This is a genomic window from Pontibacter indicus, assembly GCF_900156345.1.
In the GTDB taxonomy this organism is placed as follows: domain Bacteria; phylum Bacteroidota; class Bacteroidia; order Cytophagales; family Hymenobacteraceae; genus Pontibacter; species Pontibacter indicus.
This window is the reverse complement of record NZ_FTPP01000001.1, coordinates 836,892-849,283: the sequence shown is the minus strand read 5'-3', so window position 1 is coordinate 849,283 and position 12,392 is coordinate 836,892. Positions and strand designations below refer to the sequence as shown.

The following is a 12,392-nucleotide window of genomic DNA, read 5'->3' as shown; positions in this document are numbered from 1 at the left end:
ACAATTTAACCATCAACAATTTAACAATTTAACTTAATGCATCCTATCCGGACGGGGTTCCAGATCTCGGATAATGTCTGCTTCTATTTCGAGCAGTTCATTTAGGCGAGCATCTACCACCTCGGCAGGCATGTATTCTTTGGCAAGCTTCACAAAGCTGACGTAGTGGCCGGCTTCTGATACCATGAGTTCGTAGTAGAACTTCTGCAGGTCCTCGTCCTGAATATTTTTCCAGAGTAGTTTGAAGCGCTCGCAGCTGCGGGCCTCGATGAGGGCGTTGACCAGCAGGTGGTCCATCAGTTGTCTTTCCCGCTGCCCCCCCTTACGAATGTGCTTGGTCAGTTCCACCACGTACTCGTCGGGACGGTTGCGGCCCAGGCCCCAGCCGCGCTTTTTAAGTTCGGCCAGCACGCGCTCAAAGTGGCTCCACTCTTCGGCTACCAAGTCCGTCATCTCTTCTACCAGGCGCGTCTTATCAGGGTATTTCACAATCAGCGAAATGCCGGATGTGGCCGCCTTCTGCTCACAATAAGCATGATCTACCAGAATTTCTTCAATGTTTTTCTCGGCAATATTTACCCAACGCGGGTCAGTCGGGAGTTGGAGACGCAGAATGGTTTTAGTGAATTGGGAAGACATAGGTAATAAAATTCAATTAATCGAAGAACATCCACTTGATGCCGAACACAAAGCTCGTGCGCATACCCGGGTAGTAAGGCGTGGTAAAATAACCCGGCGCAGTTAGGTCAGACGCAATGTTCGACATTTTCAGGAACACGTTCAGGCTCTTGATATCGGCCGTAATAAACACATCCGCTATCGGATAGGGCTCAATGGTGAATTTGTCCTGTAAATGGAATTGCTGTGTTACAGGCATGTAGGCATCGGCAAAGTAGGAAGTAGGCGTATAGACCTGCACACCAAACTGGCCTACCAGTGCTCTCCTGAAGATCGGTCCCTCAAAGTATAGCTTGGAATCGAAGAGCCACTCCGGAATGCGAATAACGGGATCCTCGTTGGTATTGGTATAGGCGACAAAGTTCTCGAAATGTAACTTGCCGAAGCGAATGTGGTGCTGCAACTCTACACCAAAGATCTGCTGATTGTCTTGAGACTGCTTAGGCACGGCAAGCGTATCGAAGTAAATGTGACGTTTGATGTGGTTGTAGTGTCCGGTTAAGCGCACATACTGTCGCTCCCCCAACTTGCCCGCAATAGTCGCCTCTAGCCGGTCTGTTACGGAATTATTGAAGTTTGTAGTCCACTCAAAGTGATTACTAATCATACGCTGTTCAACCAGCGATGGAGAGCGCAACACACGCATCAAGCGGCCTTGCAGTGGACCCAACTTCGCAGTAGCTCCCACCTTGTAATCGTTCGTCATCTGAAACTCCCCTTCAAAGGACAGCAATGCCTGTCGGTACATCAGGCGTAATTCGCCACCCACAAACAGTTGGTTCAGCTTTTCTGTAGCTTCATTATAAAACTCAGTACTATCCTGTTTTGCAGTAGCCAGTGATCTATAATCAAGCTTTGAATTACGGAGTTTTGCGTAGGCTTTGTAAAAAGAGATTTTGTTATTTCCAGTCACACCTGCCACATTCTCCATCTCACGGTAGGCAGTCCGGTCATCTGTTCTATCCAGAGCATCATTGATAATACTTGGATAAAAAATTGGTGTACGCGCTTCATCCTGTAGCCTAGGGATGGCGTCATCCTGAAAAATATCGTTTTGAGTGCCCCAGTCAAAGCTGTGGAAGAGTTTCAGGTTCTCGCCTGCCAGTTTGAACATATGTAGCAGGTGGTAGTTGTTGCGCAGCTCCCGGGTGGATGCCTGACTCAGGTTGGTAAGGGCTTGCTGAAACAGAAAAAGGTTAGCTAAGTCGGCAGTTATACCTCCAAATTCGATCTGCTCGTGGTTGAGGTGCGTGAAATTGGCGAAAAGGTGGTACTTCTCGTTCTCAGATCGGTAATGGGTAAAGGCCTTTACGGCCTGGCTGCTCAGAACGCCGTCACGGTTCGTCAACCCAGGCCCAATCTGCCGGTTGCCGGAAATAATCTGGTAAGCCACGCCTGCATTCCAGCGTGGGGTGATGTTGCGGGCGTGAGTTGCCTCAAAAATCTGCTCGCCGCGCTGTCCCTGAATGTAATAAATATGAGAGTAGGGAGAGCGGGTGTCGAAGTAATTGATGCGGTGTGGATGGTAGGCGTAACGGTCGAATACGTTTTTGCCCAACCGGGCACCGATCTTGTCCGGCACTCTGAAAAGGATGGGCTTTGCAGCCGTGCCCACGTTGCCCAGATGCTGGTAATGGGCCGTGTCCTGGTACCAGAAACGCTCGTTCTGCATGTTGTTGATGCTGGTATCGATGCGCTGGAGGATATAACGCCCTTCCAGCACGTCGTTTTCGTACAACTGCAGGGTTGTTTTGGGGCTGTAGAGCGCTTTCGTCGTGTCATCAATGATCTGGGACTGCGCCTGCGCGGCGCCAGCCAGACCCACCAGGAGCCATATTACTGCTAAGAGCTTACTTTTCACAAGCCAAAATTAGTGATTTTCATGCAACCCGTATACGTACCGACCGGAAGTAACAGGTGCTTTCGCTTAAATTTTATCTCCCATCTGGGATTCAACTCCACGAAAGGAGCTAATGTGCTGCCGGATCATTGCATCAAAGGCATCTGCCTGCCGCAGAAAATACACCTCGATCGGGACATAGAATACGGGTAGCTGACTGGTATAAACTGCCAAAGCCTGATCTGTTAATTTTACAGCGTCTTTCCGTGTCGTGATGATATGCAAATCGTTACCCTGCTCCTGCTCCAGCAAAGCTTTTAGTTTTTCCAGGTCTGCCAAGGTATAGCTATGGTGATCCGGATAGTCGAGGTGCTGCACCACTTCATAGCCACTCTCGACAAGATGGTGCAGCAGCGGACGGGCGTTGGCTATACCTGTCAGCAGCAGCACCCGTTTTGAAGGCTGTGCAGCACGACCTATACCTACCGGCATGCCATAACGGAAAGCACTGAAGAAAACCGGTGTGTCGGGTCGGCTATACCTTTGAATGCGTTTTGTAATGTCGGCCATTTGAGCAGCAGACAGATCAGCCGGGCATTTGGTCACGATCACGACATCGGCACGTTGCGCTCCCTGTCGGGGCTCGCGCAGCAGGCCGGTAGGCAACACATGGTCTTTGTAAAACGGACGTCCGAAGTCGGTCAGCATCAGGTTCAGCGAAGGGCGAACAGGCCGGTGCTGCATGGCATCGTCCAATAGCACTACCTCCGTTGCTGGCGCTATATGAAGCAGCTGCGCTATACCTGCCGGCCGGCTCTCGCACACGGCCACCAGCGCCTCCGGAAAATCGCGGTGATACTGAAAGGGTTCGTCACCCAGTGTTTCTGCCGTCGCGCGTTCATCGGCCAGCACAAAACCTTTGCTTTTCCGCCGGTACCCTCTGCTCAGCACAGCCGTTCTCTTGTCGGCCATCAGCCGCAGCAGGTACTCAACGTGGGGTGTTTTGCCGGTGCCTCCTACCGTCAGGTTACCCACTGAGATAACAGGAAGGTTAAATTGCTCGGATCGTAGCCAGCCTTTGTCATACAGCAGATTCCGCAGCAGCATGATGCCACCGTAGAGAAGCGAAAAGGGCCATAAGAGGTAGCGCAAAACAGTCATACAAGGCGGCTATACCTTGCAAAGGTATAGAAATATGCGCAAAGCCTATACCTGCACTTGATTCGTATACCTGAAATACACTATATTTAGTACATACTATATCCGACCCCAACCACTGCACATGAAAGCAAACCGAACCCTTACCTATTTTTCACTCTTGCTGCTGCTTGGTGCGGCGGCCTGCTCGCCCTGCGCCACGCTCCGCTCCGACCCGCCGGCCCCTGTCGCCTTTTACCTGGTGGATGCCTCTGGCAGTAGCCCTTTCCAAAATCCCGGCGCAGGCCTGCATCCCGACTCCATCCAGTTGACACTCGATGGCGAGCCATTCAACTACCTCTTCACAGGCACTGATGAAAAGGTGAACAACCTGATCTTCGAAACTTATCCGGTGATGTATACCAAGTCGCGGGTGCGCATGCTGCTACGCCTCAACAGCCAGAACACCGACACACTCGACATAGCCTATACCGTGAACAGGGGCAAGTGCTATACCGACTATACCTATTCCGCCTTTTACTTCAACGGCAAAGAGCTCAAGCGCCAGCCAGACACGGGTTACCTGCAACTCCAGGTGCTATAAATTTTTAAGCCTGTACCGATCTTCGTAATTTGGTGGTTTCAAAAGCAGAAGGACTATGAAAGAGAAAACCACCGTTGGTGACATTATAAAAGTACTCGAGCAGTACGCCCCCATCCCCTATCAGGAAAGCTACGACAACTCCGGTTTGCAGACCGGCCAGGCAAGCGATGAGGTAAAAGGCGTACTGCTGACCCTGGACTGTACCGAAGATGTGATTGAAGAAGCCATCACGAAAGGATGTAACCTGGTTGTGGCCCACCACCCGGTCATCTTCAAAGGCCTCAAAAGCCTGACCGGGCGCAGTTATGTCGAGCGCACCATCATCAAGGCCATCCAAAATAACATTGCCATCTACGCCTGCCACACCAACCTCGACAGTGTGCACAACGGTGTGAATGCCAAGATCGCAGAGAAACTGAAACTGCAGAAGACAAAGCTGCTCACTTCCAAACCGCATACCCTGATGCAGCTGGCTTTCTTTGTGCCAGTCGAGAACACCGACAAGGTGCTGGGAGCCATTCACAAAGCCGGCGCCGGGCAGATCGGCGAGTACAGCGACTGCAGCTTCCAGGTACAGGGCACCGGCCGCTTCCTGCCTTCGGAGAACGCAGACCCTACGATCGGGGAAAAGGGTAAACCAGAGCAGGTGCAGGAAAACCGGGTGGAGGTGATCTTTCCGGCCTTCAAACAGCCGCGCATCATGGCTGCCTTGTTGGAGTCGCACCCTTACGAAGAGGTGGCCCATTACATGACCCTGCTCGAAAACGGCAACCAGGAAGTTGGCATCGGGATGATCGGAGAGTTGGAGACGCCACTTACAGAGCAGGAATTCCTGACATACCTGAAGCAGCACATGCAACTGTCGGTGGTTCGTTATACCCCTGTTGGAGACAAAAAAATAAAGCGCGTGGCGGTTTGTGGAGGATCCGGCAGTTTCCTGATTAAGGACGCCCTGAGACAAGGTGCTGACGCTTACGTGACGGCCGATGTGAAGTACCATGAATTCTTCGATGCGGAGGGAAAGCTGCTCATTGCCGACATCGGACACTACGAAAGTGAGGTATTCACAAAGGAGATTTTTTATGATACAATTTCCAAAAACTTTGCTAATTTTGCAGTCTATTTATCGGAAGTAAACACAAACCCTATCAGATACACCTAATTAACTACATGGAAAGTACGGTAGCCAGCAAATTAGAAGCACTGCTAAAGCTTCAGAGTATCGATTCGCAGCTTGACGAGATCAGACGAGTAAGAGGCGATTTACCAGAAGAGGTTCAGGACCTCGAAGATGAAATTGAAGGCTATGAGGTAAGGGTTCGTAAGTTTGACGATGAAGTGGCCGCCCTGAACGACAGCATTGCCCAGCGCAAGCAATCCATCAAAGATGCTGAAGGCCTGATCCGCAAATACGAAGACCAGCAAACGAACGTACGCAACAACCGCGAGTACGACGCCATCACAAAAGAAATCGAACTGCAGAAACTGGAAATCCAGATCGCAGAGAAGAAAATCAAAGAAGCCCACTACCAGATCGAGCAGAAGATCAACGAGATCGAAGGCACGAAAAACCGTTTGGAAGAGCGCCGCAAAGACCTTGACAACAAGAAGCACGAGCTTGACCAGATCGTAGCGGAAAGCGAAGAAGAGGAAAAGAACCTGGAGAAAGACCGTGAGTCTGCCGCCGGTCAGATCGAAGAGCGCCTGTTGACTGCCTACAACCGTATCCGCAAAAACGTGCGCAATGGCCTGGCTGTGGTACTGGTGAAGCGTGATGCCTGCGGTGGTTGCTTCAACACCGTGCCTCCTCAGCGCCAGGCTGACATTGCAGCTCAGAAGAAAGTGATCGTTTGCGAGCACTGCGGCCGTGTAATGGCAGGTGTGGAGCAGCGTATCTACTAAATGTTGACCCGTTGAGCGTTATGCGCTTACATACATACCTAAAAAGGATGGCATCTGCCCATCCTTTTTTTTTGTTGCTATACCTGTCCCCTGCTATACCTGCGCAGGCGGCCTCCGTCTACAACGTGGCCGTGCGGCAGGCCTATGACGCGACAATCAGTTTGCGTATACCGGAAGGCCGGCGGCTGATCCAACAAGAGCTCCTGAACAATCCAGATAATGCCGTCGCCCTGCTTATTGCCAACCAACAGGATTTTCTAACCTGGGCTGTCCAGCAGAATCCGGAGGTATACGCAGGTATATTGGCCCGGCAGGAAAAGCGATTGCAGCAATTGGGCAATTTGAAGGAAAGTTCTGCTTGGGTGGGCTATGCCTTGGCTGAAGTACGGCTTCAAATCGCGCTGAGCAAACTGGTACAGGGCAATAAGGTGGGCGCCGCCTGGGACCTGCGCCAAGCCTACGCACAATATAGCGCCAATGCACGCCAATACCCTGATTTTCTGCCAAACCGCAAAACACTGGGCGCCCTGCAGGTACTCATTGGCTCCGTGCCCGACTCCTACCGCGTGCTGCTCAACATCATCGGGATGCAAGGCAGCATCGATACAGGTATGGCTAACCTAAAAGCGGCCGCTACGAAAGACAATCCATTCCGGGAAGAAGCACAGATGTTGCAGGCCCTGCTCCAACACCTGATCGATCCGGAGGCGAACGAAGCGGCGGCTGAAGCAGTGCTCAAACTTAGCAAACAGTATCCCGATAACCTGCTTTATAGCTTCGCGGCTATGCACGTGCTCAAAAAAACCAGGCAAAGCAATACCGCGCTGCAGGTATACCTGCGCCGACCACAGCAAGCCGGCTACCTCGCCTTCCCCTACCTCCACCACATGGCGGCCGACTTATACCTATACAAAGGAGATTTTGGAAGCTCCATCCGATCAAACCAGCTTTTCCTGGCGCAGCACAAAGGCGAGCACTACCTTAAGGCAACGAACTACAAGCTCTACCTGGCCCACTGGCTTGGTGGGCAGCCGCAGCAGGCGCAGCAGCACCTGAAGTTGATCGCGCAGCAAGGTCAGACTGACCGGGAGGAGGACACTTATGCTGCCCGCTTTGCGAAGGAACAGACGCAACCGAACCGCCATCTGATGCTGGCCCGCCTGCAATATGACGGGGGCTATTATAAGGAAGCACTGCAAGTCTTGTCGCAGATGCCGCTAAATTCAGCAAGCCCTGCTGCCGAGCGTTCTGAGTACCATTACCGGAAGGCCCGCATCTACCACGGCATGCAACGTCTGCCACAGGCCAAACAATATTATGAGCAGGCAATTGAAGCAAGCCAGCATACAACCTTGTATTATGCACCCTATGCCGCCCTGCAATTGGGCTATATTTACCAAGATGAGCAGAAGCCAGAACTGGCCCGACAGTGGTTCACCAAAGCCCTGGCTTACAAAGGACATGCTTACAAAAACAGCATAGACGGCAAAGCCAAACTGGCGCTCCAGACGCTTAAAAAGTCTTAAACCATGCCCTATACCCTGCCCATACCTATATCTAGTCTGAATGTTTCTCCTGGTGAATTTCGTCAGAAGGCACTCGCCTGGGCACAGCAATTCCCGCTGGTAGCCAGCTATACCTCCAATTGCATCGAATACCCCTATGGAGGCTTTGATGAATTAATTGCCGTTTCGGGTGGGGCACCTATCGAATGGAATCAGGAGAATTCATTCGAGGAACTACAGCATAAATTTTACGCACAACAGCAGCTTTGGTGCGGTTACTTGGGCTACGACCTCAAGAACCAGGTAGAGAAACTGAGCAGTCAGAACAAGGATGAAGTGGGGTTCCCGGATATTTTCTTCTTTGAACCGGACCTATACCTATACTTTCACGAAAACACGATAAGTGTCTATAGTAAAGCGGATAATATTCAGGAGATACTAGCTCTAATTGAGGCTACTCCTATACCTGCCGAATTCGGCACGCCGTTTATTCAGTTGCAACAAAGGGTTGCCAAGGAAGACTATATACGGAACGTAGAGCGGGTGCGGGACTATATCCGTGATGGCGAGGTATACGAACTGAATTACTGCATGGAGTTTTACGCCCAAGATGTCAAGCTCGCGCCATTGTCGCTATACCTGCAGCTCAATGCCCACTCCCCCACTCCTTTCTCGGGTTTCCTTAAGTATGGCGACCTATACCTGCTGTGCGCTTCACCGGAGCGTTTTCTAAAAAAAGAAGGCCGCAAATTGATCTCGCAGCCCATCAAGGGCACCATCCGCCGCGGTGCTACGCCCGACGAAGACCAACAGCTGCAACACCAGCTGCGCCACGACGAGAAAGAGCTGGCCGAGAACATGATGATCGTGGATCTGGTGCGCAACGACCTGCGTCGCTCCTGCGCCACGGGCACCATTCACGTCGAAGAAATGTTCGGCATTTACGGCTTCAGGCAGGTTAGCCAAATGATCTCAACCATCACCGGAGAACTTCGACCGGAATGCAGTATAGCCGACGCGCTCAAAGGAACTTTCCCGATGGGTAGCATGACCGGCGCGCCTAAAATCCGGGCTATGGAGCTGATTGAAGAACTTGAAGAGACCAAACGGGGGCTTTACTCGGGCGCTTTCGGGTACCTGAAACCTAACCAGGATTTTGATTTCAATGTCGTGATCCGAAGTCTGCAGTACAATGCCGCCACCGGCTACCTGTCCTTTATGGTGGGCAGCGCCATTACTTACGACTCTGTACCTGAGCAGGAATACGAAGAGTGCCTGCTCAAGGCGCAAGGTATACGCAAAGCCCTGGGGCTGGAATAGGCCGCATATTTTAAGAATTCCTCTGCCATTCTGTCACGTTTTATACCGGATTATAGTATATTTGCACCTCCTAAGAGATTTTTTGAAGCATGGATCCAATCATCGATTTAGATTTTATAGATAACCGCACACCCGAGCAGGCAACTGCTGCGGCCTCCTGCGACACCAAAGTGACCGCTGAAACGAATACCGGCAAGTCCCGCAAACTGTACATCGAGAGCTACGGCTGCCAGATGAACTTTTCGGACAGCGAGATCGTGTCATCCATTATGTTCGAGCAAGGCTTTGATACGACTGCGCAGATTGAACAGGCCGATGTGGTATTCCTGAACACCTGCTCCATACGTGAAAAGGCCGAAACGACCGTGCGCAACCGCCTGGGCCAGATCAATTACTTCAAAAAGAAGAAGCCGGAGATGGTGATCGGCATTCTGGGCTGTATGGCCGAACGCCTCAAAAAATCGCTGCTGGAAGAAGAAAAAATAGTGGACCTGGTGGTTGGACCAGACGCCTACCGCGACCTACCAAACCTGATCAATGAAGTAGACGGCGGCCAGAAGGCAGTGAATGTGCTCCTTTCCCGCGAAGAGACTTATGCTGATATCAACCCAATCCGCCTGAACAGCAATGGCGTGAGTGCCTTTATCTCGATCATGCGAGGCTGTGACAACATGTGCTCTTTCTGCGTGGTGCCGTTTACCCGCGGCCGTGAGCGCTCCCGCGATGCCCACTCCATCGTGCGTGAGGCAGAGGCGCTGGTGGCGCAAGGATACAAGGAAGTGACGCTGCTGGGACAGAACGTGGACTCTTACAAGTGGGCCTCTGAGGACGGAACTGAAAGCGTGAACTTCGCCCAGCTTTTGGAGATGGTGGCACAACTGAGCCCGAACCTACGCGTGCGCTTCTCTACCTCCCACCCGAAAGATATTACAGATGAGGTGTTGTATACCATGAAAAAGTACGACAACATCTGTAAATACATTCACCTGCCGGCACAGAGCGGCAACTCCCGCGTGCTGGAACTAATGAACCGCACCTACGACCGCGCCTGGTACCTCAACCGTGTAGACGCCATCCGTGCCATACTTGGCGAAGACTGCGGCATATCTTCTGACATGATCGCGGGCTTCTGCTCAGAGACTGAGGAAGAGCACCAGGATACGCTTTCGCTGATGGACTACGTACAGTACGACTATTCTTACATGTTCTTCTACTCTGAGCGTCCGGGTACACTGGCTGCCCGCAAGCTGGAAGACGATGTGCCATTGGAGGTGAAGAAGCGCCGTCTGGCTGAGATCATCGAAAAACAGCGCGAGTGTTCCCTGAACCGCAACAAGCGCGACGTAGGCCGTGTGCACCGCGTGCTGGTAGAGGGCTTTTCCAAGAAATCGGACCAGCAGTTGAGCGGACGCAACGACCAGAATAAAGTGGTGATCTTCGATAAGAAGCACTACCAGAAAGGCGACTACGTGAACGTGTTCGTCAACGACTGCTCCGTCGGCACCCTCTTTGGCGAGGCGGTTGATTAGATTTGGGAATTTGAAGGTGTGAAAATTTGAAAATTAAGTTCAGATCATCTTCAAATCTCCACATTTCCAAATCTTCAAATCTTAAAACATGCGCAATATCGATATACAGAGCATAAAGCAGCGCTTTGGCATTATTGGCAACTCACCCTTGCTCAACTACGCCATACAGGTGGCAGCCCAGGTGGCCCCAACCGAAATGACCGTGCTGATTACGGGTGAGAGCGGCAGCGGCAAGGAGTCATTTTCCAAGATCATCCACCAGCTGAGTCCGCGCAAGCACGGGCAGTTCATCGCCATCAACTGCGGCGCTATACCGGAGGGTACCATCGACTCGGAGCTTTTCGGTCACGAGAAGGGCTCGTTTACAGGTGCAACTGACACCCGCAAAGGCTATTTTGAGGTAACGGATGGCGGCACGATCTTTCTTGATGAGATTGGCGAAATGCCATTGGCCACACAGGCCCGCCTGCTGCGTGTGCTCGAAAACGGGGAATTTATTAAGGTAGGTTCTTCCAAGGTACAGAAGACCGATGTACGCGTAGTAGCCGCCACCAACGTGAACCTGCTCAACGCAGTGGAGAAGGGCCGCTTTCGCGAAGACCTCTATTACCGCCTTAATACCGTGCCGATCACAGTTCCACCTTTACGTGAACGCGGAGAGGATATTTACCTGTTGTTCAGAAAGTTTGCCTCGGACTTTGCAGAGCGTTATCGTGTGAAGCCCATTTCACTGACGCCGGATGCAGTAGAGGAACTCCTGAGCTTCCGCTTCCCCGGCAACATTCGTCAGTTGAAGAATATAGTGGAGCAGATCTCGGTGCTGGAGTACGACCGCGAGCTGGACGCCGCCAGGCTGCGCCACTACCTCCCCCGTGAACAGGGTGGCAGTCAGGTACCGGCTTTGCTAGCCAGAGAGCATGGAGCTGATCAGTCTTTCTCTGAACGTGACCTGCTCTACAAAGTACTCTTCGACATGCGCCGCGATGTATCGGACCTCAAAAAACTGGTATACGAGCTTATGACACGCCAGCCTGGCGACACCGAACTGCTGAAAGAGCACAGCCATCTGTTTGAGAACATCGAGCAGGTAAACCATGTGCGACCTTTCAAGAGTCCGGAGCAGCACGAGCCTTATTACCTGCCTATGCAGCAGCCCCGCGACGAAGAGGATTACGAAGAGCGCGTGGAGGACATTCCGCACGAAACTGAGGAAGAGGGCCTTTCGCTGGAGTCGATGGAGAAAGAAATGATTCTGAAAGCCCTCAAAAAGCATAACAACAAACGCAAATACGCCGCCAACGACCTGGGTATTTCGGAAAGAACACTGTACCGCAAACTGAAACAATATGATATCGAGAACTAAAAGCCTAATCCTGAGCCTGACGGTGTTGGTTGCCCTGTGCTGCAACGCCTGCGGGGTCTATTCCTTTACAGGAACCTCTATCTCGCCTGATATCAAGACGATTTCCATCCAGACCTTTGAGAACAGCGCCGGGGAGGGCCCTTCGAACCTGACACAGGTGGTGACCAACAGTTTCAAGAACTACTATCAGCGGAACACCAACCTGACTGTTTTGCAGCGTGACGGCGATTTGCAATTAGAAGGACAGATCGTTACTTTTACACTGACGCCAAACGCCGTTGTACGGGAAGGAAACATCGACCAGGCCACGCTGAACCGCCTGACCATGGGTGTGCAGATCCGCTTTACAAATGCCAAGGATCCGGAGCAGGACTTCGATCAGCAGTTCACGATCACAGAGGAATTTCCGCCGACCGTGGACATCACAAGCATACCGCAATCGGCCATAGAACGCATGACCGACCGACTTGTGGCCGATGTGTTTAACAAGACGGTTGCCAACTGGTAGTCATTA

The 12,392-nt window shown here is 51.9% G+C and carries 11 protein-coding genes; 8 read left to right on the top strand and 3 right to left on the bottom strand.

Features of this window, described 5'->3' with window-relative positions:
* Positions 1-33: 33 nt before the first annotated feature.
* From B0B12_RS03655 to lpxK, 3 genes are all read right to left on the bottom strand, one after another.
* Complete coding sequence (locus B0B12_RS03655) at positions 34-639, bottom strand: MiaE family protein (protein WP_076666114.1); 606 nt, start codon at positions 637-639, stop codon at positions 34-36.
* A 16-nt stretch (positions 640-655) separates the two neighbouring features.
* Positions 656-2,539, bottom strand: coding sequence for a putative porin (locus B0B12_RS03650; RefSeq protein WP_083704069.1), 1,884 nt, complete (start codon positions 2,537-2,539; stop codon positions 656-658).
* Between the two features lie 66 nt (positions 2,540-2,605).
* The gene (gene lpxK / locus B0B12_RS03645; RefSeq protein ID WP_076666112.1) at positions 2,606-3,679 is read right to left on the bottom strand and encodes a tetraacyldisaccharide 4'-kinase; all 1,074 of its coding nucleotides are present in this window, start codon (positions 3,677-3,679) and stop codon (positions 2,606-2,608) included.
* A gap of 121 nt (positions 3,680-3,800) precedes the next feature.
* Between lpxK and B0B12_RS03640 the strand changes: the two genes are divergently transcribed.
* The 8 genes from B0B12_RS03640 (at position 3,801) to B0B12_RS03605 (ending at position 12,386) form a co-directional block, all read left to right on the top strand.
* On the top strand, positions 3,801-4,259 hold the full coding sequence (locus B0B12_RS03640) for a hypothetical protein (RefSeq protein ID WP_076666111.1): 459 nt from the start codon (positions 3,801-3,803) through the stop codon (positions 4,257-4,259).
* A gap of 55 nt (positions 4,260-4,314) precedes the next feature.
* Complete coding sequence (locus B0B12_RS03635) at positions 4,315-5,421, top strand: Nif3-like dinuclear metal center hexameric protein (RefSeq protein ID WP_076666110.1); 1,107 nt, start codon at positions 4,315-4,317, stop codon at positions 5,419-5,421.
* 8 nt (positions 5,422-5,429) lie between these two features.
* Entirely contained in the window at positions 5,430-6,161 is a 732-nt protein-coding gene (locus tag B0B12_RS03630) for a zinc ribbon domain-containing protein (RefSeq protein WP_076666109.1), read from the top strand.
* Positions 6,162-6,208: 47 nt separating this feature from the next.
* The gene (locus tag B0B12_RS03625) at positions 6,209-7,687 is read left to right on the top strand and encodes a tetratricopeptide repeat protein (RefSeq protein ID WP_244554580.1); all 1,479 of its coding nucleotides are present in this window, start codon (positions 6,209-6,211) and stop codon (positions 7,685-7,687) included.
* A 3-nt stretch (positions 7,688-7,690) separates the two neighbouring features.
* Entirely contained in the window at positions 7,691-8,986 is a 1,296-nt protein-coding gene (locus B0B12_RS03620; protein ID WP_076666108.1) for an anthranilate synthase component I family protein, read from the top strand.
* An 89-nt stretch (positions 8,987-9,075) separates the two neighbouring features.
* Positions 9,076-10,515, top strand: a complete 1,440-nt coding sequence (miaB, locus tag B0B12_RS03615; RefSeq protein ID WP_076666107.1) for a tRNA (N6-isopentenyl adenosine(37)-C2)-methylthiotransferase MiaB — start codon at positions 9,076-9,078, stop codon at positions 10,513-10,515.
* Positions 10,516-10,603: 88 nt separating this feature from the next.
* Complete coding sequence (locus tag B0B12_RS03610) at positions 10,604-11,878, top strand: sigma-54 interaction domain-containing protein (protein ID WP_076666106.1); 1,275 nt, start codon at positions 10,604-10,606, stop codon at positions 11,876-11,878.
* Positions 11,862-12,386: an LptE family protein gene (locus B0B12_RS03605; protein ID WP_076666105.1), complete on the top strand. Its 525-nt coding sequence runs from the start codon at positions 11,862-11,864 to the stop codon at positions 12,384-12,386. The genes B0B12_RS03610 and B0B12_RS03605 overlap by 17 nt, the downstream gene beginning before the upstream one ends.
* Positions 12,387-12,392 lie beyond the last annotated feature (6 nt).

What these genes read in the sequence shown, in the direction of transcription:
- B0B12_RS03655 (WP_076666114.1), bottom strand. Translation starts at nt 639, where the DNA reads ATGTCTTCCCAATTCACTAAAACCATTCTGCGTCTCCAACTCCCGACT.
- lpxK (WP_076666112.1), bottom strand. Translation starts at nt 3,679, where the DNA reads ATGACTGTTTTGCGCTACCTCTTATGGCCCTTTTCGCTTCTCTACGGT.
- B0B12_RS03640 (WP_076666111.1), top strand. Translation starts at nt 3,801, where the DNA reads ATGAAAGCAAACCGAACCCTTACCTATTTTTCACTCTTGCTGCTGCTT.
- B0B12_RS03635 (WP_076666110.1), top strand. Translation starts at nt 4,315, where the DNA reads ATGAAAGAGAAAACCACCGTTGGTGACATTATAAAAGTACTCGAGCAG.
- B0B12_RS03630 (WP_076666109.1), top strand. Translation starts at nt 5,430, where the DNA reads ATGGAAAGTACGGTAGCCAGCAAATTAGAAGCACTGCTAAAGCTTCAG.
- B0B12_RS03625 (WP_244554580.1), top strand. Translation starts at nt 6,209, where the DNA reads ATGGCATCTGCCCATCCTTTTTTTTTGTTGCTATACCTGTCCCCTGCT.
- B0B12_RS03620 (WP_076666108.1), top strand. Translation starts at nt 7,691, where the DNA reads ATGCCCTATACCCTGCCCATACCTATATCTAGTCTGAATGTTTCTCCT.
- miaB (WP_076666107.1), top strand. Translation starts at nt 9,076, where the DNA reads ATGGATCCAATCATCGATTTAGATTTTATAGATAACCGCACACCCGAG.
- B0B12_RS03610 (WP_076666106.1), top strand. Translation starts at nt 10,604, where the DNA reads ATGCGCAATATCGATATACAGAGCATAAAGCAGCGCTTTGGCATTATT.
- B0B12_RS03605 (WP_076666105.1), top strand. Translation starts at nt 11,862, where the DNA reads ATGATATCGAGAACTAAAAGCCTAATCCTGAGCCTGACGGTGTTGGTT.